Source organism: Microseira sp. BLCC-F43, assembly GCF_041929235.1.
In the GTDB taxonomy this organism is placed as follows: domain Bacteria; phylum Cyanobacteriota; class Cyanobacteriia; order Cyanobacteriales; family Aerosakkonemataceae; genus Microseira.
In genome coordinates this window covers 1-25,738 of the sequence record NZ_JBHFNP010000334.1, presented here as the reverse complement: position 1 = coordinate 25,738, position 25,738 = coordinate 1, and the positions used below count along the sequence as shown (strand labels likewise).

Sequence of the window (25,738 nt, the reverse complement as noted above, 5' to 3'; positions counted from 1 at the left end):
GCGAATTACTGAAATGAGAAAGTTCAGGGGCAAAAGGAGAAAGCAGATTGCCATAAAGCTTGCGGAAAACACTAAAATATATGCGCGAATTACTGAAATGAGAAAGTTCAGGGGCAAAAGGAGAAAGCAGATTGCCTGTGTGAGTATTGCCAGCTCGTTATAGTGCTTTGAGGCTTTATGATTCGGGTCCCAGCAGCGGTGCGTTACGGCTACCGCCTAACGCACCCTACAACTGATAAATCGAACGATTAGAACGATGTCCCGTGACTCGCGTGCTATGCCAAAGCAGGAAAACCAAAGCGATTAGGAGGCTCTTAGCGATTGAATTTTTTGCCATCGGTTTTGGGGCTGAGTATTGCGCTGGCAGGTCCAATTCTGTTAGTCAGTCCAGCAAACAGAATACTAGGCGATCGGGAACGATTGCTGACGAAAGTAATCGAGCAACTGTTTCTTTGGTTACTTGTAGGTTTAGTGCTGACAATCTTGATTGTTTGGGAGAAGCAATCTCTTACCTCGATCGGTTTGCGATTCCAGTGGCAATCTTTCATGTGGGGGCTACTTCTGGCGGGCGTACTCATTTTCTTGGTGTCGCCTGTTTTAATCTGGATGCTCAAAAAGATGCAGCTGAACGGCTTTGAAACAGGTCTTGCCCAGCTGAACCAGTTGCCGATTTGGTTTCTGATTTTTGCAGTGATTACGGGTGGAACGGCGGAGGAAATTCTTTACCGAGGTTACGCGATCGCACGGCTATCGTTATTTGTCGGTTACGGGTGGGCAGGATTGATTGCGTTAACCGCGTTCGCAATGGTGCATCTGCCACTTTGGGGTTGGGGTTCGGTACTGACGTTCTTCATCTCCGGTAGCTTGTTCACGGGGTTTTACCTTATGACCCATGACCTACTTGCTTGCATTGTTGCCCATATCGTCACAGACTCGATTGGTTTGATCGTTGCGCCGCGGCGAAGAGCATAATACGCTTGCCCAGATTCAGAAGAAACTATCGCAAATTAGCCGGGAAGCAGGATAAGAACTACCAACAATTTGTCCGCCAGTCGCTGCTAAAGTTAAAGATTTCTGTGACAAATCAGCCCTGACAAGGCTGCTGGCTCTAGAATTCAAAGTCCAGGTATCGACACCAGACAAGATTATGGGCAAACCAACTGGCTTTATCGAATTCTTGCGCGAGTTGCCGTCGGAAATATCGCCTAGCGATCGCATCCGCAATTGGGACGAGTTCCACCTGCACATGCCGGAGGAAAAACTCCGCACCCAAGGCGCGCGCTGTATGGACTGCGGCATCCCATTCTGCCACACGGGGACACTCATCAGCGGCATGGCAAGCGGCTGTCCGATCAATAATCTGATTCCGGAATGGAACGACCTCGTTTATCGCGGACTCTGGAAAGAAGCGCTAGATCGCTTGCACAAAACCAACAATTTCCCCGAATTTACTGGGCGCGTCTGTCCCGCACCCTGCGAGGGTTCTTGCGTGCTGGGTATAAACAACCCGCCCGTGACGATCAAAAATATCGAGTACTCAATCGCCGAAAAAGGCTGGGATGAAGGCTGGATCGCACCTGAACTGCCGACCAAGCGCACGGGGAAAAAGGTCGCGATTATCGGATCTGGTCCGGCGGGACTGGCGGCGGCGGCACAACTTAACCGGGCTGGTCATTGGGTGACTGTATTTGAACGCGCCGATCGTCCGGGTGGTCTGCTGATGTACGGCATTCCCAACATGAAGTTGGATAAGGAACAAGTTGTTTTGCGCCGTCTCAACGTCCTGGAAGAAGAAGGCGTGAAATTTGTCTGCAATACCGAAGTTGGGAAAGATTTACCCGCCGAACAACTGCTGAAAGAATTCGATGCCGTACTCCTTTGCACGGGTGCAACTAAGCCGCGCGATCTGCCGATTGAAGGGCGGGATTTGAAAGGCATCCACTTTGCGATGGAATTCCTCACCGCCAATACAAAAGCAATTTTAGATAAGAGCGACGCGCCCATCTCCGCCGCCGGAAAAGATGTCGTGATTATCGGCGGTGGCGACACTGGTACAGACTGCGTGGGGACGTCGATTCGCCACGGCTGCAAGAGTTTGGTGCAAGTGGAAATTTTGCCCAAACCTCCCGCAGAACGCGCTGCGGACAATCCCTGGCCCGAATGGCCTAAAGTTTACAAGATGGACTACGGACAGGAAGAAGCCGCCGCAGTGTTTGGCGACGACCCTCGCGTTTATACCACCACGGCGACCAAGTTTGAAGGCGACGAAAGCGGACATGTCAAAGCCGTCCACACCGTGCAAGTGCAGTGGGAGAAAAACGAAAAAGGACAATTTATACCCAAGCACGTCCCCGGTACTGAAAAAGTTATACCTGCACAGTTAGTCTTGCTGGCGATGGGCTTCCTCGGCCCGGAACAACCTTTGCTCGATGCCCTCGGATTGGAACGGGATGCACGAAGCAATGTCAAAGCAGAGCATGGTAAATTTGCTACCAGCATTCCCGGTGTATTTGCGGCTGGGGACTGCCGTCGCGGACAAAGCCTCGTTGTGTGGGCGATTAACGAAGGACGGGGAGTGGCGCGGGAATGCGATCGCTATCTGATGGGGAATACCGACCTGCCTTAATCACAGCTAATTGCTAATTTCTCATTGCTAATTGCGCCAGAGAAGCTCACAATAAGCAGGCATTTTTCCTGAGATTAGCTATTAGCCTCGTTCCCACGGCTCTGCCTGGGAACGCCATTAGCCGCAGGTTTGAGATAGATATGAAATCGCGTAGGTTTTGTCAATGAATGAATGTACTTAAATAACTGGTGATATGATGTCCGCCTAATTACCCTTAATAAAAATCTCGACCCGTCACCGTGTCACCGTTCTCCCAAGTCATTCCTAACTATGGGTATTTAACCGGACATGATATGAGCGATCGCCAGCGTCAAAAGGTGGAGGGGAAAGACAAGTTAAAATTGCCTTTCCCCTCCCCATTTTTTAGCCAATGGTAAAATCCTGTCGTTGAACGCACCCGTATGGGATGCAGCAAAATTTGTTGTTCTTTGCTACTACAATCAAATTATTGCTCTATATCTTCTCCAGGTAAACGGTTAAATTCCTGCCTAACTGTATTACTAAAAACAATTTTACGGGATTAAGTTGGATAATTTTGTTGATTTTTTAATCTGTTATTCAATTTTTAGTTTTAATCAATTAAAATTTAAAATAAAAATATTTAATTATCACCTCAAAGAAAGCCGCGGCTTTCTAAGTAAAAATTACCCGACAACAAGCTGAGCAAAACTTGTAGATACTGGCTTGTTCGGAGCGTTAAACTGAAAGTGAAGGGCGGTTTTGAGCCAGCTTAAAAAAATAGCAATATGGCTCAATATCTATCTCTGGATAGATGGCTGGTTTGAGATGCCATGTAACAATTATTACCAGGGTAGGGCTAGAGTTAAATGTGGGAAATCTTAAAAAATCTATTTTCACCGAGTCAGTACATTCCCCACGGTCACTGTTACTTGTGGCAAACTCCACTCGTAGGGCTGCACGTGGTGAGCGACTTGCTGATAGCGATCGCTTATTTCTCGATTCCGGTGATGCTGGTCTACTTCGTCCACAAGCGGAGTGACGTACCCTTCCTCAAAGTATTTGTTTTATTTGGTGCTTTTATCCTGGCTTGCGGTACGGGTCACTTGCTCGACATCTGGACCCTGTGGCATCCTGCTTACTGGGTATCCGGGATCGAACAAGCGCTTACCGCGTTGGTTTCCTGCTACACGGCCCTAGAAATGGTAACGCTGCTGCCGCAATTTTTATCGTTACAAACACCAGATCGACTCGCAGCTATAAATCAGGAATTACAACGGCAGATTGCCGAACGCCAGCAAGCCGAACAAACGTTACAAAGTGTAGTCACGGGCACAGCTTCGGTAATTGGAGAAGAATTTTTCCCCGCGTTAGTGCAGCATTTGGCATCGGCGCTGGACCTTCGCAATGTTTTTGTAGCAGAAATTACCGGCCCTATGCGGTTAAAAACCCTGGCTTTTTGGTCGGGTGACAAGGCAGAGAGCGGCTTTGAGTATGACGCAATCGATACTCCCTGCCAGCCAGTGGTTGAAGAAGGAAAATTATTTTACTTCCCAGATCGAGTGCAGGAACGGTTTCCCAAAGCCTTGGGGTTAAAAGCGATGGGTGCCGTATGTTACCTGGGAGTGCCGCTGTTAGACGGACAGCAGCAAGTAATCGGTGTGCTGTGCATCAATAGCGATCGCCCTTTAAAGCACCCAGACAGCGCCAAGGCGATTATGCAGATATTTGCTGCTAGAGCTGCTGCCGAATTGCAGCGGCAAAAAGCCGAATCTGCCTTGCGCGGTGCCTACGAGGAGTTAGAAATTCGGGTACAAGAACGCACTTGGGAGTTAAGGGCGACCAATGCAGCGCTACAGACAGAAATTAAAGAAAGAATCGCAGCCGAATCGGCATTGCGAGCCAGCCAAACTCGTCTGAGAAAACAACAAATCGGGTTGCTGAAACTGGCGAAAAGCAATAATTTATACGAAGGTAATTTCAGCGCGGCGCTGGCAGAAATTACCAAACTGGCATGTCGTACCCTCGACGTAGAACGGGGGAGCTTGTGGTTTTATAACGATGACAAATCCCAGCTTTACTGTGCCGATTTATACGAACTTTCCCTGGAGCAACACAGCCTGGGGGCGAAAATTTCTGTAGTGGATTATCCGCACTATTTCCAAGCATTAGAAACCTCGCGAGTCATTGCAGCTCACGATGCACGTAATGACAAGCGAACGAAAGAACTTGGGGCATCTTATTTGAATGCTTTATCGATAACCTCGATGTTGGATGTGCCGATTCAGTTGAAAGGAACAACGGTGGGGGTGCTGTGTTTAGAACATACAAAAACTGCTAGACGTTGGTCAATTGAATCGCAAAACTTTGCCAGTTATTTAGCGTATATGACAGCACTGGCGATGGAAACGCGCGATCGCCAACGAGCAGAAGCAGCGCTGCGGGAGTCGGAACAAATGTACCGGCAAATCCTCGACGCGATTACAGATATGGTACTGGTGAAAGGGCCAAAATCGCGCATCGTGTGGGGGAACAAAGCATTTCGCGACTATTACGGAATGACGAACGAAGAACTGCGCGATATCATCGATGCTCCGTTTAATGACCCGGATTACACCCAGCAGTACATCAAAGACGATGCCTATGTGTTTAATACGGGTGAGACTTTAATAATTTTAGAAGAGCCGGTGACGCGACATGACGGAGTTGTGGGACAGTTCGACACGATTAAATCGCCGATTTTTAACTCGGAAGGTCAAGTCGTCATGACGGTGGGAGTGTCGCGGGATGCGGCGGAACGCAAGCAAGTCGAGTCAGCATTACGGGAAATCGCCGCAAGAGAGAAAGCGATCGCCAAGATTATTCAAAGAATGCGGCAAACTTTGGATATCGAACAGATATTTGGCGCTACAACGTTTGAATTGCAGCAAGCGTTAGGATGCGATCGCGCCGTCATTTATCGTTTTAATTCCGACTGGAGTGGCGAGTTCGTATCCGAATCCGTCGCATCTGGATGGATACCCCTAATGCAGCGACAAAACAACGAATTCGAGCTAACTGAAACAGCGGTGATTGAATCAACTTGCGCTGTCAGAACATTGGCAAATATCAATAACCCAATAAAAGGCACCGATACTTATTTGCAAGCAACCCAAGGCGGTATTTACAACGAGAGGACGAGTTACCGCTGCGTTTCTGATATTTACTCAGCTAATTTTACGCCTTGTTACCTGGAAATATTAGAGCAATTTCAAGTTAGAGCCTATATCATCGTACCGATTTTCTGCGGCAATAAACTGTGGGGATTGCTAGCCACTTACCAAAATTCCTCACCCCGCCAATGGACGAACGCGGAAATTAAAATGGTCGTGCAAATTGGCGAACAATTGGGCGTTGCGATCCAACAAGCCGAATTATTAGCACAAACGCAAAAACAGTCAATTGAACTACAAAAAGCCAAGGAAGCTGCCGATAATGCCAACAAAGCTAAAAGCGAATTCCTTGCCAATATGAGTCACGAACTGCGTACCCCCCTCAACGCCATTCTTGGTTTCAGCCAAATACTCAACCGCAACCAATCCTTAGCCCCCGAACACCAGCAATTTTTAGGCATTATTAATCGCAGCGGCGAGCATTTACTGGAATTGATTAACGATATTCTAGAAATGTCCAAAATCGAGTCAGGGCGAGTTGCGCTCAACGAAAACGACTTTGACCTATATCGCCTGCTAAATAGTCTCGAAGAAATGCTACGACTGAAAGCCGAATCCAAAGGCTTACAGCTAACCTTCTCGCGCAGTAATGACGTGACTCAATTTATTATAACCGACGAAAGTAAACTGCGCCAGGTATTAATTAACCTGCTAGGTAATGCGATTAAATTTACCGAAAAAGGCAGCGTTACTTTGCGGGTCACCGTTCGGGAAAAATCCAATTCCCAATTACCCTCGTTCCCTGGATCTGCCTGGGAACGCAATTACCAATTGCATTTTGAAATAGAAGATACCGGCCCCGGTATTGCCCCTGAAGAAATCGATAAATTATTTAGAGCCTTTGAGCAAACCAAAACAGGTTTGAAATCGAATCAAGGAACGGGTTTGGGTTTATGCATTAGTCAAAAATTCGTGCAATTGATGGGAGGAGAAATTACCGTCAGCAGTCAACCTGGGGAAGGAGCAAAGTTTGGCTTTAATATTTTGGCAAGTTCGGTTGAGAACCCTCGATTGGAAACAAACCAGCATATTGTTAAAAAAGTCGTTGGTTTAGCGCCAAACCAACCCAGCTATCGCATCCTTGCGGTAGAAGATAAGCCAAGCAATCGCTTATTGCTAGTGGAATTTCTCACCTCGTTAGGCTTTGAAGTACGCGAGGCAGAAAACGGACAAGAAGCGATAGAAATATGGGAAAGTTGGGAACCCCACCTGATTTGTATGGATTGGCGAATGCCAGTAATGGATGGCTATGAAGCAACCAAACGAATTAAATCTCACCCCAAGGGAAAAGAAACGGCGATTATTGTCCTAACAGCCAGTGCGTTTGAAGAAGAACGACAAGTTATCATATCAGCGGGATGCGACGAATTCGTGCGTAAACCTTTTAAACAAGAGGAACTGCTCAGAGCAATCGCTCAACATCTAGGGGTAAAATATCTCTACGAAGATGAAGCACCCCAGATAGAAAGCCAACGGCAAAATTTGCCAAACTTGCAAAACCTAGAAACAATGCCGAATTCTGACATCGCGCTTGGGATTGCCAAGATGCCAACTAACTGGATGAAACAGCTATACCAAGCAGCAGTCACAGGTAACGATGGGCTGATTTTTCAGCTAATCGATCAAATTCCCGCAGAAAATTGTTCTCTCGCGATTACCTTGACTGACTTAGCTGTAGACTTTCAGTTCGAGCAGATCGTTGCGCTAATGGCTAATGGCTAATTGCTAATTGCTAATGGTTAATTGCTAATGGTTAATGGGGAAAAGAAACCCGGTTTCGACCGTCGTCCCTTGCGCGTGCCGTCGGCATATCTCTGGTTCGCTTTCCCAAGGATTTTTCGGCTCACCTTTGTTTCTTTGCGTAATGGCTAATGCCAGGAAAAATGCTATAATAGCAACCAGGCATAAACTCTCCCAATTAGCAATTACCAATTAGCAATTACCAATTACCAATTACCAATTAGCAATTACCAATTAGCCATTACCAATTAGCCATTAGCCATTAGCAACCTCCTACAATTCTGAGGATTTATCCGGTAAACCCATGACGGTGCGATAGCGTTCTTCCATGGGAGAAACACTCGGAAATTGCAGGTTATTATACCATTGGCTGCGGCTAAATAGTTCTTGCCGCAACTCATCGACATTGATAGTTTTAACTTTGCCATCGGCTACAATTTGTTTGCCATCAATCCAAACGCTATGCACCACTTGAGTCGGACGACCTAAAATTAATAATCCAATCGGATCGGTGCGGGGTAGCAAAGATAAATTAGTCAAATCGTAGAGGACTAAATCGGCTTTTTTACCGACGGCGATCGCCCCCAGTTCATCCCCCAGATTCAAACCGATTGCTCCTCCTTTAGAAGCCATTTCCACAGCTTGAAGCGGAGTAATCCAGTGATGATAATCCCGGTCGGTTGTATTGTGCAAAATTGAGCCAATTTTAATCGCTTCGAGTAGATCTTGCGAGTCGTTACTCGACGCACCATCACAACCAAAAGTCACGTTAACTCCCGCTTTGCGATATTTTAAAATCGGTGCAATACCGCTTCCCAAACGTAAATTGCTCAAGGGGTTGTGAACGACTGTAGATTGAGTTTGATCCAAAATTTCAATATCAGAATCGTTCAGCCACACGCAATGGGCGAGGGATGTTTTGTGACTGAGATAGCCAATTTCTTTGAGATGTTCGACGGCGCTACAGCCATATTTTTCTTGGGCTAGTAATTGTTGCGCTAATGTTTCCAACAGGTGTGAATGGCGGCAGAGATCGTAGCGTTCGCTCAATTCAATACATCCTTCAAATAACGCATCTGTTGATAACTGAATTCCCGTAGGTGCTACCAAAATATAAACCCCTTCATCGGGACGATGGAATTGCTTCACCGCCGTTTCGATTAATTCCAACGTCGCTGCTGTTGAGCGAAAATAAGCAGCGTAATTCTTTTCGCTTCCCCCAGAAGGAACCCCCGCCGCGAAAGATTCATCTTGCACCAAAGGCGCGACAAAAGCGCGAATGCCAATTTCCCGATAAGCTTTCACTGCGGCGCCGATCGTTTCTAATTCTTTGCCTGGAATTAACACTAAATGATCGACAACGCTTGTACCGCCAGATAATATTGTTTCTACTGCCGTCGCCAAGGCGCTTAGATAAACTTGCTCTGGATCTAGCGGGGTGATATCGTAAAGTGCAGCCAGCCATAATTCTAAAGGCAGCATGGGAATTAAACCCCGATGCCACATTTCCGAAGAATGGGTATGCGCGTTTATAAAACCGGGCAGTAACAGCTTGTTTTGTCCATCCACTGCGGTACCGACGACTTCTATATGGGAAGCAATACCAGTAATGCGATCGCCCTCGATCTGCACGTCCACCGTTGCGTAACCCTCTGCTTGCGGAATCAGAACATTTTGAATCGTAAAGTTCACAGATTTATCCTTCCCATTACCTGATAAGATTGATTCTCAATAATCATCAACATTCCAATCAGATTTCTATATTAGTTCCCCATCCCACTGTAGAGAAAATCCTATGTCAGAATCTCTCTCCCAACAAGATATCTCCGATCTCCGAGATTGGCAGCAAAAAATTGCCATCGCCAACCACAATAATATTTTCTGCCACTGTCGCACTTGCAGCTATGAATGGGTAGATTCCACCTTTGATGCAATTTGTCCCACCTGCGCTAGCAAAAAAGTGGAACGGATCTCGTGCTGGCAGTTCCCTGATGATTGAACCCTCTAAAATTATAATTATTGACGGAAGGATTTTATACTTTCTTCCCAATTAGCGCCATCGAAGGGAATAATTTTAAAGCGAGAGATGACGTCGCCATCCAGACAGCGCAGATTAACGTCGATCTGGTCGGGGTGCGATCGCGGACGATAAAAGGCGTGGATGCCGCAAATCCGACAGAAAGTATGCTTTGCGACACCCGTATTAAACGTGTACGTAGTTAGCACATGCTCACCGCTGAGGAGTGTAAACTGCTCTGGCGGCACGATTAGGTGTAAAAAGCCCTTATTTTTGCAAATCGAGCAGTTGCAATCATCCGCCTCGTGCTTGTATACAACGACACGAAAGCGCACAGCACCGCAGTGACATCCACCTTCATAGGTGACGGGTTCGTTTATTTGGTTATCAGTCATAACTAAAAGATCGGCAGGCAAATGACTGTGACAAATGATAACTGACTAATGTTGCAAGGGTGGGATAATATGGCATCAAAAATTAGAAACAGCTATGAATCGACCTTTACATACGCTGGGAGTTCCGCCAAACGCTTGGGGAGTTAACGAAGCGATCGCCGACATCACCCGTCCACCCCTAGATGTACGCACCATTACCTTGCCGACCCAAACCAAGACACTGCGCCTCGACTTGGCGAAAACGGCAATTTTGGTCATCGACATGCAAAATGACTTTTGTCACCCCGATGGTTGGTTGGCACATATTGGGGTAGACGTGACACCGGCGCGCGAACCGATCGAACCTTTAAAAGCATTATTACCAGAACTGCGGGCGGCAAAAGTTCCAGTCATTTGGGTAAACTGGGGCAATCGTCCCGACTTGCTCAATATTAGCCCCGCAGCGCTTCACGTTTACAACCCTACTGGCGTTGGTGTCGGACTCGGCGACCCGTTGCCCAAAAATGGTGCTAAAGTACTCATGGCAGGTAGTTGGGCTGCTGCTGTAGTCGATGAATTAGAACAAAAACCCGAAGATATCCCCATCGATAAATATCGCATGAGCGGATTTTGGGATACGCCTTTAGATAGTATCCTGCGGAACTTAGGAAAAACTACTCTATTCTTTGCAGGCGTCAACGCCGACCAGTGCGTAATGACAACGCTGCAAGATGCCAATTTTTTAGGCTATGACTGCATCTTAGTCAAAGATTGCACCGCTACGACTTCGCCAGAGTATTGTTGGTTAGCAACTTTATATAACGTTAAACAATGCTTTGGCTTTGTCGCCGATTCCCAAGCTATCCTGGAAGCAATCAAATCGATTGGGTAATCGGTAATCGGTAATCGGTAATAGAAAAGCAAAAAACCAATTACCAATTACCAATTACCAATTACCAATTACCAATTACCAAAATCCTTATGATTGACTCCCCTCGTTGCGTCATTCCGGATGCGAAAACGCCCAAGCAATACCAAGCGTTTCGCATCAGTCCTAGCGATAGCAATCGTTTGGCGATTGTCTTCGATCCGACAACCGACGATATTTCTTTTACTTTTTGCGTCGAGATCTTTGATCTAGGCGGAAAAACACCGCCAAACCGACATCAGTTTGCGGCAGAAATGTTTTTTATCCTCAAAGGTGAAGGGTTAGCAACCTGCGATGGCAAAACCGTGAAAATTCAAGCGGGAGATAGCATTCTAGTCCCGGCTACGGGGACGCATGTAATTGAAAATACAGGTTCTACGCGGTTGTACGCACTAACAGTCATGGTGCCAAACGAAGATTTTGCCGAACTGATTCGCAGGGGCGTACCAGTCGAGTTAGATGAAGAAGATATGGCGGTTTTGTGTCGTTCGGATGCTTTAGTTCGATGTTAAACGTACGTAAAAAATAGACGGTATCGATGGTTATCCGTGACACTAGGCGGCTGGATGCAGATGTATACCGTCCCGAAGAAGAGCGAAGTTTCCCGGTGTTGTTAATGAGACAACCATATGGGAGAGCGATCGCATCCACCGTAGTCTACGCCCACCCGACTTGGTACGCTTCTTCCCACAGCTATATTGTCGCGCTCCAAGACGTCCTCGGACGCGGCACATCCGAAGGCAAATTCGAGTTATTCGACTGCCCTGAATTGTCGGATGAGTTTGATCCGGCGCATGGCAACTCCTGCGGCAAGTGTTGTACATCTGCCGTGCTGCCTCCAACCTGGACAACAAAATGCCCTCAATCGCTGAACTTACTATGAGAGGAAGTTAGGTAACGAATCAGGGCGTTGTCTTGGGCGAAGTTTTTGGCACGTCAAGACTGATTGTTCAACGATTAATTTAGCTAGACAGACGGGAATCCCCACATCCATACCCGATAGGGTTGGTGTGGGATGAGAGGCGAGTGAGGTGAGGAGTCCCATCCCAATCAAAACCGACAAATAGGAGATCTCGGAAAGGTCAGGATGGGCGACGAGACGAACAAATCCCTTGACTCTTTTCTCGGCCTATGTTATCATGGTTATATAATCGTGATAAGGTCGCTCTCATGTTCAAAGCACTTAAGGTAAGGATTTATCCAACTATAGAACAGCAGCAGCATCTAGCTCAGGCTTTTGGATGCGTCCGTTGGGTTTGGAATCAATCTCTAGTTACCATGTCTCAAACTTACAAAGAGACGGGTAAGGGCTGATCTGCTTATGACATGAAAAAACAAATACCTATCTGGAAGGTAGAACATGAATGGCTGAAAGAATGCTACTCGCAATGTCTTCAGCAATCGTGTTTAAATCTGTCTCAGGCTTTGATCAACTTCTTTGATGGTAGAGCCGAGTACCCTAGGCTCAAAAATAGACATGGCAGACAGTCTTTACAGTATCCAGCTAATGTAAAAATCCTCAGTGATACAGAGATTAAATTCCCTGGAAAGCTAGGTATTGTCAAGGCTAAAATCCATCGTGATACTGTCGGGAAACTGAAAAACGTAACTGTTTCCAAAATGCCAGATGGTAGATATTATGCTTCTTTGTTAATTGACAATGAAGCTGATAAGCCAGCAGCAAGCGACCAGGGTAAAGCGATAGGTATAGACTTAGGATTGATTGATTTTTGTGTAACAAGTGAAGAAACTAAATATAGGAATCCCAAACTGAAAAAACCCGAAAGAAATCTTAAAAGTAAACAGCGTAAGTTATCACGAAAAAAAGATAAAACAACTAACCAGCGTCGTAAGGCTAAACTAGCTATAGCTAAAGTACATTCTAAAATAGCTAGAGTGCGTGAAGATTTTATACACAAGCTATCCCGCAAGATAGTAAACGAGAACCAAGTAATTGCAGTAGAAAATCTGGCAGTAAAAAACATGGTAAAAAATCATTCCCTTGCTAAAGCTATTGCTGATGTGGGATGGGGGATGTTTTGCACCATGCTCAAGTACGCTGAATCAGATGGAAAAATCTATATTGAAGTAGATCGGTTTTTTCCTTCCAGCCATCTTTGTTCTAACACTTTGCTGTCGCTGCCAAAAATGGATCTGTCGGTGCGAGAATTCGATTGCCCTCACTGTAATAATCGGCACGATCGAGATATCAACGCGGCAATCAATATCAAAAATGTACCGCTGACGCGGAACCCGAAGGGTAGGCTTGCGGATATTGTCGTTGGGAACCAGCGATACTGCCCTTGGAGGGGGTGTAAGACCAAAACGGTATGGGCGCAAGTCTACTACTGTAGCGGCAACCCCCGATGAATTGGGAAGCCCACACCGTACCTAGCGGTCGGTGTGTGGTAGTTCACTCTATAATTTATTGAACCTATACAAAACGAGCGAATAAATTCGCTCGCGTCGTGTTTCATCCCCCGGATAAATCGCGGTTGCTCTCCAACTCCCGAAGGTTGATGGTGAATTTGGGCAAGTGGGCTGATTCGGCAGGTGGAATTGTCAGAGAAATTCCAGCCAAGAAGATCGTTTCTATGGGAAAAGCAATTTTTAGGCGCTTCCAGCAGCACACCTGCACCCCCGCACACCTGCACACCCGCTCCCTCTCTCAGGCAAATCTGTTTAGAATTCTTAATAGGTCAAGCAAGTCTATCTTGTTTGCCGCATCTAGAGGGAGATCAGAACACTGTGGCACACACTATTGTTACCAACACCTGCGAAGGCGTAGCCGACTGCGTTGAAGCTTGTCCGGTTGCCTGCATTCACCCAGGGCCAGGTAAAAATGTTAAAGGGACTGACTGGTATTGGATCGACTTTTCCACTTGTATCGATTGTGGTATATGTCTACAGGTATGCCCTGTAGAAGGGGCTATTGTTCCAGAAGAACGTCCCGATTTGCAAAAGACGCCGTAATGCTAATGGCTAATTGCTAATGGCTAATTGTTGGATATCATTAGCAATTAGCCATTACCCCATGACTCATGACCCATGACCCATGACCCGTTATTAGTAGTTGAGGATGTTTACGCCGGGTATGTAAAAGACCTGGATATCCTTCAAGGCATCAATTTTCGCATCGATGCGGGGGAATTGGTCGCCGTTATTGGCCCTAATGGGGCTGGTAAATCAACTTTGGTTAAGACTATTTTTGGGCTGCTAACTCCCCATAAGGGCAAAATTACTTTTAAAGGCAAGAATATCGGCGGCTTGAAGCCAGATCAAATTGTGAGGCGGGGGATGTGCTACGTGCCGCAAATTGCTAATGTGTTTCCTTCCCTGACGGTGGAAGAAAATCTGGAAATGGGCGGGTTTATCCGCCAGGACTCAATCCAACCTTTGAAGGAGAAAATCTTTGATTCTTTTCCCGTTTTGCGGCGACGACACCGCCAGCGGGCGGGTACGCTTTCCGGTGGGGAACGTCAGATGTTGGCGATGGGTAGGGCGTTGATGCTGGAACCTTCTTTGCTTTTGTTGGATGAACCTTCGGCTGCTTTGTCTCCGATTCTGGTCACGAGTGTTTTTGACCAAATCAAAAGCATTAATCAGGCAGGCACTGCGATTATCCTGGTGGAACAAAATGCTCGCAAGGCTCTGGAAATGGCGGATCGGGGTTATGTTTTAGAATCAGGACGCGACCGCTTTACCGCCCCCGGTTCCGAATTACTCAATGACCCCAAAGTCGGCGAACTTTATCTCGGCGTCGGTCAAAGTCATTAAAATATATCGCTGGCGACTGTTTTTTGGTTCGCTTGCATGGTACTATATTCATAATGGGATATTTGTAATTAAAAAAAAACAGGACAGATTTCCATTATTATGAAGTAGATACTAAAAGCATAAAATAATAATATCAGAAAATTGGCAAAAAATATAGGTAGAGAACAAAGGAATTTTAGTGACAATTGAACTCAGTAGGGAGCATCTGCAAGCTATCTGTAGCCATGGGGAAAGCGCTTATCCGCAAGAGTGCTGCGGGTTGCTGTTGGGACTGGTGAGAAGAGATAGTAAAACGGTGGTGGATGTGCTAGGGACGGAAAATGCTTGGGATGAAGAGGCAATGAAGGCATTTCAAGGGATAGAACCTTTGGCGAAGTTGGGGGAAACGAAGCGGGGAAATTATGGGATCGCACCTACTGATATCCTCAAAGCGCAAAAAGCAGCACGCGATCGCCACCTAGCGATCATCGGCATTTACCATTCGCACCCAGATTGTGCCGCCATACCATCGGAATTTGACAGACAGGTGGCTTGGCAGGAATACTCGTATATCATCGTTTCCGTCTGTTCTGGGAAAGCAGTAGATGTGACTAGCTGGGGTCTAGACGACGACCGAGAGTTTCAGAGGGAAGAAATATCGCTGGTTGACCAATTAGAAAACTATTCTAAAAATAGGTGAGAGAGCGGGACAGTTTCGGTGTAATATATTTAGTCCTGACTCCGCACCATGCGATCGCTATGCTGAATCCGAATCTGGACGAGATCCAGCTAACTAAAGAAGACTACGAACGATACTCGCGTCACCTAATTTTGCCCGAAGTCGGACTAGAAGGGCAAAAACGCCTCAAAGCTGCCAGCGTTTTATGCATCGGTACAGGCGGACTAGGTTCGCCGCTGCTGCTGTATTTAGCTGCTGCGGGAATTGGACGGATTGGGATTGTGGATTTCGATGTCGTAGATTGTTCCAACTTACAACGCCAAGTCATCCACGGCACATCCTGGGTAGGCAAACCTAAAATAGAATCTGCCAAAAACCGGATTTTGGAAATTAACCCAGCTTGCCAGGTTGATTTATACGAAACTCGGATATCTTCCGCAAACGCCCTCGACATTATCAAACCTTACGACATCGTGGTGGATGGAACGGATAACTTCCCCACCCGCTACCTGGTAAACGATGCTTGCGTATTGCTGAACAAACCCAACGTTTACGGTTCGATTTTCCGGTTTGAAGGGCAAGCGACAGTCTTTAACTACCAAGATGGCCCAAATTACCGCGACTTGTACCCCGAACCCCCGCCACCAGGGATGGTTCCTTCTTGTGCAGAAGGCGGCGTCTTAGGAGTCTTACCGGGAATTATTGGCGTTATCCAAGCAACCGAAACGATCAAAATTATCATGGGGCAGGGGACAACCTTAAGCGGACGACTGCTGCTATACAATGCGCTGGAAATGAAATTCCGGGAATTGAAACTGCGACCAAATCCCGTGCGTCCGACGATCGAAAAATTGATAGACTACGAACAATTCTGCGGTATTCCCCAAGCTAAAGCAGAGGAGGCTAAACGGCAGATGGAAATGCAAGAGATGACCGTGAAAGAATTAAAGCAGCTACTCGATAGCGGTGCGGATGATTTCATTCTCGTGGATGTCCGCAACCCCAACGAGTACCAAATTGCCAAAATTCCCGGTGCTGTCTTGGTACCGCTACCCGACATCGAAAAAGGTGAAGGCGTTACCAAAATCAAAGAAATGCTCAACGGTCATCGCTTGATTGCTCATTGTAAGATGGGCGGACGTTCGGCGAAAGCTTTGGGCATTCTCAAGGAACATGGTATCGACGGCATTAACGTCAAAGGCGGAATTACCGCTTGGAGTCGCGAAGTCGATTCATCTGTGCCTGAATACTAAGAAAGGTAGGTTGGGTTGACATGAGGAAACCCAACCTACCAACCTGCGGGTGTTGGGTTGAACAAGCTCAACCCAACCTACAAAATACTTGCTTTTTTCTTGATCCCCTTACTATAACGTTAATTATTGATAAATTTTAAGTTGATCCCCCAGGATTAGGCATCATAGTAAATAGGGGGGTGCGTGATAGTCGTTGCTAGCGCTCAAATCCAGGGTAGTAGGCCCGGTTCTACAACCCGCCGTTGTCCCTATGGGGCGATGGTCATATCGCTATTCCCCCCTCAGGAACGAATTGAGGATGATAGTCATGTACTGTCCGACACCACAATTAGAACGGTCAAAACCATGTCAAACCTGGGAGTCGATGCCGAAAGATAGCACCGATAGGGGGATTTGCAGAGAAGAAGCTATTGTTGCAGCTTTGTTTCAACGATTACCAAAGATGTTGGCCTCGTTGGAAAGTTTCTCGGAAAAATGACCGCTTTTAACCTTTACAAATATAAACATATGACCCCTTGACTTATTACCAATGGTTTGTTTGAAGCAAGAGAGGTGAAACATTATTAGTAAAAAAGATGATTGTAGCATTGAATACAGCAAAAAGAGTCAAACTCAAGGTAGATGTAATGTAGAAGCAATAACAGTATTGTACTGAAACAGATAAAAAAAGCTTAAGACAAAGTTAGTTCATCGTTATTGAATGGCGTGAGATAGAGCCTGGTCATTAGTTAGATAAGAAGAAAATCTAAAAAATGTCGCCCCTCTAGACTGGTTGCCTTACAATAGCGAATCGCTGAACGCAACAGCAAACCAGGGAGGTTACAAGGTGCTAAAGGTGAATAGCAAAAATCTGTGTTACTACGGCAATTTTACGAGCGAAATTCAAATAGCTCGCGTCACAAATATACCAAATTTAAACTTTGAGCGGGTGGTATTTCCAGGAGATCGTTTGTTATTTGAAGCTGTGCCAGAGGCGAAATTGGAAGTTTATATAAGTAAAACGGGCAGGGAAATTTTATTGAAGAAAATTTCTTGCGATCGCTTGTGGGTGAACGAAGGAATCAATATATTTGAATTAACCTCAACGACGCACTCAAATTGAGTAGCTAATTGATGTTAATGGTTGGGGAAACAGCAGCATCAGTGAAGATACGGAAAGTGGGAAATGAGTTAAAAGGTAAAAGTACCTATGGTACAAAAAAAGCTGAAGGGATAAGAAGGGGAAAGCTCAGTAGTTTGACGTAGATGAAAAGAAGCATGGGAGGGGGTGAAAAGAGGAAGCGATTATGGGGGAAAGACGCTGTGGCATCGCCAGTTGAAAAACTTTAGCAAGCTTAAAGCAGGAAAATGGGGATCAAGCAAAAAAGAATCTCAACAAGGGAGAAAGCGATGGTAAACCTATGGGATCGGTAAAAACCACATGTGTCTAAAGATAGATGAGGTAAGCAACAAATCGGCTATATAGTAAAAGAATATTGGCGCTAGCAGCCATAGTCGCGGCGATTAAACTCAGGAGGCTCAAAGCTTGGTAAGGTGAACCGAAATCGCAGTTTATGGGGAGGATAAGTTAAATCGAGACGTCAGATGGAAGATAGTAAAAACCGGGACAGGTCCCTTGCAAAACACAACCAAAATCGGGATTGCCAAAAGTAACAAGTAAATGGGAAGCCAAAGGATAAAGCAAGAACCTGAAAGCTAAAAAACGGTTGAAGCTGCAAACCAAGCCAGGAAAACTATGAAAATCGCTCAAGTTTCACCCCTCTGGGAAAGAGTTCCCCCGCCAGCATACGGCGGAATTGAACTGGTAGTAAGCTACCTGACGGACGAACTTGTACGCCGAGGCCATGAAGTAGTTTTGTTTGCTACGGGGGATTCGCAAAGTTTAGCCAAATTAGAGTCGGTTTATCCCCGTGGGTTGCGCAATGACCCCAATATCAAAGAGTACTCGGCTTATGAAATGTTAGAACTAAGCCGGGTTTACGAAAGAGCCGCAGAATTTGACATCATTCATTCCCATGTAGGGATTGCCGCCTTGCCGTTTGGCAGTTTGGTGAAAACGCCCACGATTCACACGCTGCACGGCAAGTTTACAACCGATAACAGCAAAATTTTTAGCCATCATGGCAAGCAGGCTTTTATCAGCATCAGTAACGACCAGCGGGATGGCGTAGGGCTGAATTACATTAGAACGGTTTACAACGGCATTGACCTGGGAGGTTATCCATTTTTTTTTGCTCAAGCTTCAGATCCGCCGTATCTGGCATTTTTAGGCCGCCTATCTCCGGAAAAAGGTCCGCACCACGCGATCGCAATTGCACGCAAAACTGGCTGGCGCTTAAAAATGGCAGGCAAAATCGATCGGGTGGATAGGGAGTTCTTTGAAACAGAAATTGCACCCCAGCTAGATGGCAAACAAATCGAGTATCTGGGTGAAATTAGCCACGCTGAAAAAGTTGAGCTATTAGGAAATGCCGCCGTCACCCTGTTCCCCATTACCGGGCGCGAACCATTTGGCTTGGTAACGATCGAATCGATGGCAACGGGAACCCCCGCTATCGGCATCAATCTTGGTTCAGTTCCGGAGGTGATCGCCCACGGCAAGACGGGTTTCGTCTGCCAAAGTGTAGATGAAATCGCAGCTTTAATACCAGCCGCATTAGAACTATCGCGACAAACATGTCGCGACCATGTAGCAAATAACTTTAGCGTTTCTCAGATGGTAGACGGTTATGAAGCAGCGTACCGACAAGTAATTGAAAATCGAATTGCTTGGAACGGTCGCATTCATGCCCCAGCACCCATGTCATCCTATTAATTCACAATTTTTGAGTAGCAGGGAGTATCAGACAATGAATCCACGCAGTAACACTTGCCCATGTTGTGGTGGAACCATCCTCCGGCACGTCCGTCACGCAGAAATTTATTGGTTCTGCACCTCTTGCCACCAAGAAGTACCTTCCCTGCTATCGCTTGTGACACTCCGCCGTGATAACCTGACTCTGAAGTCTCGTCCGCTATCGGCGGTTAATACTTAAGTTTTGTTAGCAGCGGTACTTTACGGTCAAGAAGATTTACGTCTGGAAACGGTGGCTGACCCAACCCCAGTCGCCGGTGAAGTAGCAATCAAGGTCGGTGCCGCCACAACCTGGGGCACCGACCTTAAGGTTTGGCGTCGCGGCGGTGACGCCAAAATGCTCAAACCCCCTACCCGATTCGGTCACGAAGCAGCTGGGGAAATTGTGGCGGTAGGCAGCCAAGTACTCGGTTGGCAGGTGGGCGATCGCGTAGTTGCCAACAACTCCGGCCCATGCATGAAGTGGTTCTTTTGTCAAGGTCAGGAATATTCGCTTTGCCCGAATTTGACCTGGAATAACGGCAAATTTGCCGAATATCTCAAAATTACAGCTCAAATCGTCAAACATAACCTGTGGCGCCTCCCCGAAGACTTGCCCGACGCCCTAGCATCGATGACCGAACCGTTAGCCTGGGTGCTGCACGGGGTGGCCCGGTCGAAGGTGAAGCGGGTTAATAGCGAGCAACTCCACTACAGCGAACTGACGCTCCTAGGTGTATTTCACAACACGCCGCTGTACGTGCGAGAAGCACTTTCCCTACTAGCAAGTCGCACCATTCCGTTGGAATTAATGGTGAGCGAACACCGCCCCTTGCGAGATTTAGAGCAAGTGTTTCGCGATATGAAACCTCGCAAGTCGATTAAAGTCGCAATGGTAACGGATGTATAAATATACACTTGGGTAGGCATTTCGCCTGCCAAATCTTGTTTATTTGCTTAGCCTTGGAACGAGATTTCAGAAACAGGAGTATTTAGTTAAAAATCAAAAATGAAAAATGCCAAAAACACCGCTGTTTATACCAATTAGTAATAATATTCCGACACCCTTAAGGGTGTGGCTACACAAACGAAGCCTGCCTACGCAGGCTAAATTAAGCTTGTTTTCAAGGAAAAATGGGATTAGTTTTCTAATTTTTTATTGTTCGTTATTGTTTCCATTATCAGCTAACGCCCTACCGGGACAAACTACCGACGAAGTGGCAGCTTGGATACAAGCAAATCCCACTTTAAGTCCCCAAAGTGGCGAAACTTTATTGGTACGCAAAAGCGATACAGCTGCCCAAAGATTTGTGTTTCAAGCTTCAACGCTGCCACCCGGAAGAGCAACTCCACCGCTGAGAACTGGTATCGTCCGCAGCGAACGTTTTGAGATATTTGATTTAGTAAATGGCGTTAATGCTGACCGTCTGCAAGAAACTTTGCGGATTATTTACGGATTGGGTATTTATCAAGATTTCCAACGGGCAAGGGTAGTTTACGCCTATCCTGACGAGACGGTCGTTAACCTGGCTCGGAGTCGAAATGCACCCTTACTTGAAGCATTGCAAGGCGAGTTACGATTAGGACAGCGCTTTGCCTACTGGGTAGAAGTTGCCCAACCGCGAGAAGGTAGACCCATCATCGGTAGAATGACGATTCTGCTCAAAGAAGATTTAGAAAAAATACAAACAGAACTGCGAAACCGATAATAAATTAAGGTCGGAAAATGCGGTGCAGGTCTAAAATGGGCGGGGCAACTTCAGTTTGCATTAACAAATCGTGAATTTGTCCCCGATGGTGGGTTTGTTTGTTGAAAAAGTGTGCGACTAACAAAGTAACCGGATCGTTATGGGTTCTACCTTCCATATCGCGGTACTTGATTTTACCGCTGAGGAATTCTTCAGTTATACCCGACATGAACTTTTCAATTCGATCGTCTTCTTCGATGCGCGCTCCCCAAAGCTGGTCGAAGTCATCGTAGAGGATTTCGTCCTTTTGGGGCGAGTCGATTGGTTGCCCCTCGAACCGCCCCATCCAGACACGATCGCTGACGATAAGATGGTTGAGCGTGCCGTGAATGCTCTTAAAAAAAGCCGGTCGAGTCTGCTTGCGTTCCTGATCTGAAAGTCGAGCGCAAACTCCGTAAAGCCTGCGGTTTGCCAATGTATTGTACCGAGCGAGCATTTGGAAGTAAGTTGTCAACATAGTAGGAGCGATCAAATTCACTTATTCGTTTAGCTTAACCTTGCTTTGTGCCTGCGAAAATACTGCGGACAGCGTACGCTATCCGTTCTAAATCTTGATCCAACAAAGGAGGCCATTCCACTCCAGCAAAACGTCCTTCTACGTACAGTCGGTAGCTTTCATAACACAGCAAATGCAGCGCCAGCGTTAGTTCCCGGTCGAGGTTGGGTTCTTGTTGCACCACATCAAATACAATTTTCAGCGCCACTAATATCGATGTCATTTGACCGGGTACTGGCGGCTTGCCAAGTTTTAGCATCATCAGTAAGTCATTGGGATTTTGCTGGGTTTGGAGGGCAGTTCCTTGAGTTAATAAAAAGTTACGAGCCGTTTTGTAGTTCATGAATGGGGACTTTTAGATTTTAGATTTTAGATTTATTTTAATCGGCGTTTGCTCCACTCAACTGGTTTAAACAATTTTACTACAAAGATGGCATATCTCAGTTGAAAAACTACCTAAATCAAAGTCTGGAGTGGATTAAATAATATCTATTGATTGGTATATAGAGCTGATGCTGATACTGTAGAGCGGGATTTGCAGTAAGGTAACCCTTGTATAAAATGCTAAGTGGGTTCGGGTAAGGCGAGGTCATCCATATTCATACTCTGTAGGGGCGGGTAATACCTGCCGATGCTAAAAAACCACGAGAGATCTGATTACTCCCAGTGCGCCACAAGATGCCTCTCTTCTTCCTTTCTTCTTTCTTGGCGTCCTACCCAACGGGTGCGCCACAAGATGCCTCTCTTCTTCGTTTCTTCTTTCTTGGCGTCCTTGGCTTCTTGGCGGTTCAATAAATAGATATTCTCCGGGCGACAAAGGAGTAACCCGCCCCTAGTTTCCCTCCCTGCAACTTGGTATGAATCGGCAAAGTGATAGAATCCACACTGAAAGCAGTCGGTTGATAGCACTGCATCGGGCGAGATTAAGTTGCTAAAGTAGATATCTAGGGCTGGGGAGATAATACGCTCAAAATGTATTTTAATCTAAAACACCGAAAGGAAAAGAGGGGAGGAACCGATGAAAACATTGCTGACACTTTTTAACAAAGAACGCAACACACTTGAGATAGAAATTGATAAAGCAGGTAGCCTGAAACAAGTGGTTGGGCTGGTGCAAAACCAACTCGATAATGTAGAAAAAAATTACATTGGAGAACTGAGCGTTAGCCAGGTAAGGTTAGTAAAATTATTCCTGGATACGCTGCGACAGTCGATGACGGCAATTTCTGCTACCAACGAAACAGCAATATCCTCCCCAGCGGATGCCATCCCTACCCCAATCAAACCCACATCCCCCAACAGACTGATATTAAAAGGACTGCAAATACTCACCGCCGTCGGTATCATCAGCACATCGTTTTCCCTAACAAGAGAAACCCCCGCCGCCTGGACGGATGTTTTGCTGATAGCAGTATTGGTAGGATTGGAAATTGCCATAAAATTCGACAAAGATAACCGAGAAAACAGTACCGAAATCCAACCAATCCAAGCAGCACTACCCCCCGTACAAGTAGACAGCAAATTCCTTTTAGACAACCTAGCCGATGCACTTAACACAATCGATCGCGCCGTCGCACTGGCAGAAATTCAAAAACCGCTCAACGCCAGCGGGATCGAAGAAATGCCAGAAATGCTAGACTTTCTCCAAAAACTTTGGGGCGCATCATTTTTAGGCAACCCTCAAATGGCATTAGAAATAAGCAAACTCGTACCGCAAATATTAATGGAACAGGGAATTCGGGTGCAGAATTACCGACCGGGCGACGAACGTAGCCGCCGCGAATACTTCGACTTCGAGCCAAGCATCGACGGATTAACCAAAGATTACATTACCCTAACCCCTGCCTTATTGAAAAGCGATCGCTTACTCAGACGCGGACGCGTAATCGAACCAACATCAACCCAATAACCCCAAAATCTCTTTCTTCTCCTCTTCCTCTGCGTCCTCTGCGCCTCTGCGGTTCATTAACTCATTTTCTTAACTTATCAACTATGGATACACAAGTACTAGAAACAATTGGATTCGATTTAGGACATGGCGAAACCGCCGTAGCCAAAGCCAAAGTAGAAAGCATCGAACCCCCCCAGATGCTAGAAGTAAATAACAAAAAAATCCAAATCACCGCCATCGGTATCCATCCCGAACTAGGCATTTTAGTAGGCGACCAAGCATTAATCCAAGCAGGCGTCACCCAACTGCAAATTGGTTTCAAACAAAAACCAAACAATTCGCCAAAATATCGCCAAACAATCCACAACTTTGTCGAAACCTACGACCGCATCTTAAAAGAAAGCAAACAAATTGAAGGCGGCGAAGTCAGCCAATATTACGTTGGTTGCCCCTCTGGATGGTCAACAGAAGAACGACAAGAATACCAAACCCTAATCAAAGAAGCCGGGATTAAAAAATTAAGCGTAATCCCAGAATCGCGGGCAGCTTTCATGCAAGCCAAGGAAGGCGGAAAGCTGGGATATAACGAACTGCTTTCCACGGTTTTGATCGTTGATATTGGCTCTTCCACGACAGATTTTACCCTGGTTAAAAGCTTGCACGAAATGCCGCTAGATTTCGGGCGCAACAATTTAGGCGCAAGCTTGATCGACAAAGCAATTTTTGCCCGGACTTTAGCCAACCACGAGCATAAAGAGTTACTCAAAAAAATATTTGAGCAACATTCATATCACAAATTTCGCAGCGAAATTCAATGCCGTAGAGTTAAAGAAGATTACTTTTCTAACGAACAACTTTACAGCGAGCCGGCTACGTTTGCGCGGGGATTTGAATTTATCACCCCACAAATTCACTTTATCCCCCAAGTCAACAAATTGATTATGGAGGAAATTATCAACCAGCCGCTACCCGAATTAGAAAATAAAAGCTGGATGCAATCATTTCGCGAAGCCGTAAACGAAGCCAAAGAAAAACTGAAAGATCAAGGGATTGTGCCGCAAGTTGTGCTGATGACTGGAGGCGCATCGCGGATGAAATTCACCCGCGACGTTTGTGCGGAAATATTCCCAGAACCTGCTACACAAGTGCGCCCAGATCCAGAACCAGAAAGGTGCATTGCCCTTGGTTTAGCCAGAGTTGGACGCTGGGAATTGCGTGCGGCAGCGTTTAAAGAAGAGGTGAATAAACTGTGCGATTCGCCCAAGCTGAAACAGATTGTATCGAAACATATTCCAGGGTTAATTGACTTGCTTTTGCCGCCATTATCCGACGGTTTGCTGCAAAATGCGGTGAAATCCGGGTTAAAAGAATGGAAAGACAACAAAATACGGACATTGGCAGATTTGCAAAGCACAATTGAACAGCGGGCGTTACAGTGGTTGAAAAGCGATCGCGCGCAGCAAATCATCAATACCCAATGCGTTAGTTGGTTTAATACCCAGATTCGCCCCGACTTAGCCACAGAAACCGATCCCATCTGTCAAAAGTTTCAAATCTCTAAAAGCAGCTTGCGATTTGAGGGAGGAATTGACTCTGCCGTCGTTAACCCGCAACTATCTTTTGCAGAAGATGTGCTTGGGGTGACAGTCGCATTTCTAGTCAGTTTAATTATTGCTGGAGGTACGATTGGCAGCTTGATTGCGCTGCTACTAACGGGGCATTTTGTGTTACCAATTGCCCTGGTATATGGGGCAGCATTTTTAGGCGAGGGAGTGCGGTTAAACAAAGAAAAAATTACTGAAGCGCTCAAGACAAAGATAGATATTCCTGGTTGGATACGTTTTATGGCATTGAGCGATCGCGCCATCGACGAAATGTGCGAAAAAATGAATCCCGACCTGCAAAAAAGCCTGAAAAAAAGTATGACGCAGCAACGGGAGGCGTTTGACGAATTGATTGGCAAAGTTGGACAACAACTGAAAAATGCTTTGGACGCTAAGGCGGAAGAGGCAATTATCTTGATTCAATAGGGAGATGGGAGATTGAAGAATTGAAGAATTGAAGAATTGCAGATTTGTCTGAACAGTCTCAGGACTTACGCATCGATCCCCCCAACCCCCCTTACCAAGGGGGGCTTTCCAGTTTCCCCCCTTACCAAGGGGGGCTTTCCAGTTTCCCCCCTTACCAAGGGGGGCTTTCCAGTTTCCCCCCTTACCAAGGGGGGCTT

24 protein-coding genes and 1 pseudogene are annotated in these 25,738 nt (G+C 46.3%); 20 read left to right on the top strand and 5 right to left on the bottom strand.

Annotated features, from left to right (window positions below):
- The first annotated feature begins 321 nt into the window (after positions 1 to 321).
- The 4 genes from ACE1CM_RS44280 (at position 322) to ACE1CM_RS44265 (ending at position 7,518) form a co-directional block, all read left to right on the top strand.
- Entirely contained in the window at positions 322 to 972 is a 651-nt protein-coding gene (locus tag ACE1CM_RS44280) for a CPBP family intramembrane glutamic endopeptidase (RefSeq protein WP_374885822.1), read from the top strand.
- A gap of 175 nt (positions 973 to 1,147) precedes the next feature.
- Positions 1,148 to 2,626: a glutamate synthase small subunit gene (gltD, locus tag ACE1CM_RS44275; RefSeq protein ID WP_374885820.1), complete on the top strand. Its 1,479-nt coding sequence runs from the start codon at positions 1,148 to 1,150 to the stop codon at positions 2,624 to 2,626.
- A 239-nt stretch (positions 2,627 to 2,865) separates the two neighbouring features.
- Positions 2,866 to 3,003: a hypothetical protein gene (locus ACE1CM_RS44270; protein WP_374885819.1), complete on the top strand. Its 138-nt coding sequence runs from the start codon at positions 2,866 to 2,868 to the stop codon at positions 3,001 to 3,003.
- Between the two features lie 450 nt (positions 3,004 to 3,453).
- Positions 3,454 to 7,518, top strand: a complete 4,065-nt coding sequence (locus tag ACE1CM_RS44265; protein ID WP_374885817.1) for a GAF domain-containing protein — start codon at positions 3,454 to 3,456, stop codon at positions 7,516 to 7,518.
- Positions 7,519 to 7,809: 291 nt separating this feature from the next.
- Here ACE1CM_RS44265 and ACE1CM_RS44260 read toward each other — a convergent pair whose 3' ends face one another.
- Entirely contained in the window at positions 7,810 to 9,228 is a 1,419-nt protein-coding gene (locus ACE1CM_RS44260; protein ID WP_374885816.1) for an amidohydrolase, read from the bottom strand.
- A gap of 103 nt (positions 9,229 to 9,331) precedes the next feature.
- Between ACE1CM_RS44260 and ACE1CM_RS44255 the strand changes: the two genes are divergently transcribed.
- Positions 9,332 to 9,535, top strand: a complete 204-nt coding sequence (locus ACE1CM_RS44255; protein ID WP_374885814.1) for a hypothetical protein — start codon at positions 9,332 to 9,334, stop codon at positions 9,533 to 9,535.
- Positions 9,536 to 9,552: 17 nt separating this feature from the next.
- On the opposite strand, the gene ACE1CM_RS44250 is transcribed toward ACE1CM_RS44255, so the two are convergent.
- Positions 9,553 to 9,948 carry a GFA family protein gene (locus tag ACE1CM_RS44250; RefSeq protein ID WP_374885812.1) on the bottom strand — a complete coding sequence of 132 codons (396 nt, stop codon included), beginning with the start codon at positions 9,946 to 9,948 and terminating at the stop codon, positions 9,553 to 9,555.
- 94 nt (positions 9,949 to 10,042) lie between these two features.
- Between ACE1CM_RS44250 and ACE1CM_RS44245 the strand changes: the two genes are divergently transcribed.
- From ACE1CM_RS44245 to ACE1CM_RS44185, 13 genes and pseudogenes are all read left to right on the top strand, one after another.
- Entirely contained in the window at positions 10,043 to 10,819 is a 777-nt protein-coding gene (locus ACE1CM_RS44245; protein ID WP_374885810.1) for a cysteine hydrolase family protein, read from the top strand.
- Between the two features lie 89 nt (positions 10,820 to 10,908).
- Positions 10,909 to 11,367 carry a cupin domain-containing protein gene (locus ACE1CM_RS44240; protein ID WP_374885808.1) on the top strand — a complete coding sequence of 153 codons (459 nt, stop codon included), beginning with the start codon at positions 10,909 to 10,911 and terminating at the stop codon, positions 11,365 to 11,367.
- A 26-nt stretch (positions 11,368 to 11,393) separates the two neighbouring features.
- A pseudogene (locus ACE1CM_RS44235) lies at positions 11,394 to 11,642 on the top strand (CocE/NonD family hydrolase); the annotation flags it as partial.
- 383 nt (positions 11,643 to 12,025) lie between these two features.
- A complete protein-coding gene (locus ACE1CM_RS44230; protein WP_374885806.1) occupies positions 12,026 to 12,169 on the top strand; it encodes a helix-turn-helix domain-containing protein in 144 nt (47 codons plus the stop codon).
- A gap of 12 nt (positions 12,170 to 12,181) precedes the next feature.
- Positions 12,182 to 13,225 (top strand): RNA-guided endonuclease InsQ/TnpB family protein, encoded by a 1,044-nt coding sequence (locus ACE1CM_RS44225; RefSeq protein WP_374885804.1) that lies wholly within the window; start codon positions 12,182 to 12,184, stop codon positions 13,223 to 13,225.
- 378 nt (positions 13,226 to 13,603) lie between these two features.
- On the top strand, positions 13,604 to 13,828 hold the full coding sequence (locus tag ACE1CM_RS44220) for a ferredoxin family protein (protein ID WP_226584627.1): 225 nt from the start codon (positions 13,604 to 13,606) through the stop codon (positions 13,826 to 13,828).
- Between the two features lie 75 nt (positions 13,829 to 13,903).
- Positions 13,904 to 14,632 (top strand): ABC transporter ATP-binding protein, encoded by a 729-nt coding sequence (locus tag ACE1CM_RS44215; protein WP_374885802.1) that lies wholly within the window; start codon positions 13,904 to 13,906, stop codon positions 14,630 to 14,632.
- 178 nt (positions 14,633 to 14,810) lie between these two features.
- Complete coding sequence (locus ACE1CM_RS44210) at positions 14,811 to 15,311, top strand: Mov34/MPN/PAD-1 family protein (protein WP_374885799.1); 501 nt, start codon at positions 14,811 to 14,813, stop codon at positions 15,309 to 15,311.
- A 59-nt stretch (positions 15,312 to 15,370) separates the two neighbouring features.
- Positions 15,371 to 16,543 carry a molybdopterin-synthase adenylyltransferase MoeB gene (gene moeB / locus ACE1CM_RS44205; protein WP_374885824.1) on the top strand — a complete coding sequence of 391 codons (1,173 nt, stop codon included), beginning with the start codon at positions 15,371 to 15,373 and terminating at the stop codon, positions 16,541 to 16,543.
- A gap of 826 nt (positions 16,544 to 17,369) precedes the next feature.
- Entirely contained in the window at positions 17,370 to 17,645 is a 276-nt protein-coding gene (locus tag ACE1CM_RS44200; protein ID WP_374885797.1) for a DUF1830 domain-containing protein, read from the top strand.
- Positions 17,646 to 18,278: 633 nt separating this feature from the next.
- A complete protein-coding gene (locus ACE1CM_RS44195) occupies positions 18,279 to 19,358 on the top strand; it encodes a glycosyltransferase family 4 protein (protein ID WP_374885795.1) in 1,080 nt (359 codons plus the stop codon).
- 223 nt (positions 19,359 to 19,581) lie between these two features.
- A complete protein-coding gene (locus tag ACE1CM_RS44190) occupies positions 19,582 to 20,286 on the top strand; it encodes a zinc-binding dehydrogenase (protein ID WP_374885793.1) in 705 nt (234 codons plus the stop codon).
- A gap of 259 nt (positions 20,287 to 20,545) precedes the next feature.
- Positions 20,546 to 21,085 (top strand): hypothetical protein, encoded by a 540-nt coding sequence (locus tag ACE1CM_RS44185; RefSeq protein ID WP_374885791.1) that lies wholly within the window; start codon positions 20,546 to 20,548, stop codon positions 21,083 to 21,085.
- Between the two features lie 4 nt (positions 21,086 to 21,089).
- Here the strand turns inward: ACE1CM_RS44185 and ACE1CM_RS44180 are convergent, their stop codons facing one another.
- From ACE1CM_RS44180 to ACE1CM_RS44170, 3 genes are all read right to left on the bottom strand, one after another.
- A complete protein-coding gene (locus ACE1CM_RS44180) occupies positions 21,090 to 21,581 on the bottom strand; it encodes a DinB family protein (RefSeq protein ID WP_374885789.1) in 492 nt (163 codons plus the stop codon).
- Between the two features lie 34 nt (positions 21,582 to 21,615).
- On the bottom strand, positions 21,616 to 21,963 hold the full coding sequence (locus ACE1CM_RS44175; RefSeq protein ID WP_374885787.1) for a Dethiobiotin synthetase: 348 nt from the start codon (positions 21,961 to 21,963) through the stop codon (positions 21,616 to 21,618).
- A 314-nt stretch (positions 21,964 to 22,277) separates the two neighbouring features.
- Positions 22,278 to 22,529: a hypothetical protein gene (locus ACE1CM_RS44170; protein ID WP_374885785.1), complete on the bottom strand. Its 252-nt coding sequence runs from the start codon at positions 22,527 to 22,529 to the stop codon at positions 22,278 to 22,280.
- Positions 22,530 to 22,638: 109 nt separating this feature from the next.
- On the opposite strand from ACE1CM_RS44170, the gene ACE1CM_RS44165 reads away from it, so the two are divergent.
- Together ACE1CM_RS44165 and ACE1CM_RS44160 are read left to right on the top strand one after the other, a co-directional pair.
- On the top strand, positions 22,639 to 23,529 hold the full coding sequence (locus tag ACE1CM_RS44165; RefSeq protein WP_374885783.1) for a hypothetical protein: 891 nt from the start codon (positions 22,639 to 22,641) through the stop codon (positions 23,527 to 23,529).
- A gap of 83 nt (positions 23,530 to 23,612) precedes the next feature.
- On the top strand, positions 23,613 to 25,541 hold the full coding sequence (locus ACE1CM_RS44160) for an Hsp70 family protein (RefSeq protein ID WP_374885781.1): 1,929 nt from the start codon (positions 23,613 to 23,615) through the stop codon (positions 25,539 to 25,541).
- The last annotated feature ends 197 nt before the right edge of the window (positions 25,542 to 25,738 follow it).

What these genes read in the sequence shown, in the direction of transcription:
- ACE1CM_RS44250 (WP_374885812.1), bottom strand. Translation starts at nt 9,948, where the DNA reads ATGACTGATAACCAAATAAACGAACCCGTCACCTATGAAGGTGGATGT.
- ACE1CM_RS44175 (WP_374885787.1), bottom strand. Translation starts at nt 21,963, where the DNA reads ATGAACTACAAAACGGCTCGTAACTTTTTATTAACTCAAGGAACTGCC.
- ACE1CM_RS44230 (WP_374885806.1), top strand. Translation starts at nt 12,026, where the DNA reads ATGTTCAAAGCACTTAAGGTAAGGATTTATCCAACTATAGAACAGCAG.
- ACE1CM_RS44165 (WP_374885783.1), top strand. Translation starts at nt 22,639, where the DNA reads ATGAAAACATTGCTGACACTTTTTAACAAAGAACGCAACACACTTGAG.
- ACE1CM_RS44215 (WP_374885802.1), top strand. Translation starts at nt 13,904, where the DNA reads ATGACCCATGACCCGTTATTAGTAGTTGAGGATGTTTACGCCGGGTAT.
- ACE1CM_RS44180 (WP_374885789.1), bottom strand. Translation starts at nt 21,581, where the DNA reads ATGTTGACAACTTACTTCCAAATGCTCGCTCGGTACAATACATTGGCA.
- ACE1CM_RS44195 (WP_374885795.1), top strand. Translation starts at nt 18,279, where the DNA reads ATGAAAATCGCTCAAGTTTCACCCCTCTGGGAAAGAGTTCCCCCGCCA.
- ACE1CM_RS44240 (WP_374885808.1), top strand. Translation starts at nt 10,909, where the DNA reads ATGATTGACTCCCCTCGTTGCGTCATTCCGGATGCGAAAACGCCCAAG.
- ACE1CM_RS44225 (WP_374885804.1), top strand. Translation starts at nt 12,182, where the DNA reads ATGAAAAAACAAATACCTATCTGGAAGGTAGAACATGAATGGCTGAAA.
- ACE1CM_RS44265 (WP_374885817.1), top strand. Translation starts at nt 3,454, where the DNA reads ATGTGGGAAATCTTAAAAAATCTATTTTCACCGAGTCAGTACATTCCC.
- moeB (WP_374885824.1), top strand. Translation starts at nt 15,371, where the DNA reads ATGCTGAATCCGAATCTGGACGAGATCCAGCTAACTAAAGAAGACTAC.
- ACE1CM_RS44245 (WP_374885810.1), top strand. Translation starts at nt 10,043, where the DNA reads ATGAATCGACCTTTACATACGCTGGGAGTTCCGCCAAACGCTTGGGGA.
- ACE1CM_RS44255 (WP_374885814.1), top strand. Translation starts at nt 9,332, where the DNA reads ATGTCAGAATCTCTCTCCCAACAAGATATCTCCGATCTCCGAGATTGG.
- ACE1CM_RS44160 (WP_374885781.1), top strand. Translation starts at nt 23,613, where the DNA reads ATGGATACACAAGTACTAGAAACAATTGGATTCGATTTAGGACATGGC.
- gltD (WP_374885820.1), top strand. Translation starts at nt 1,148, where the DNA reads ATGGGCAAACCAACTGGCTTTATCGAATTCTTGCGCGAGTTGCCGTCG.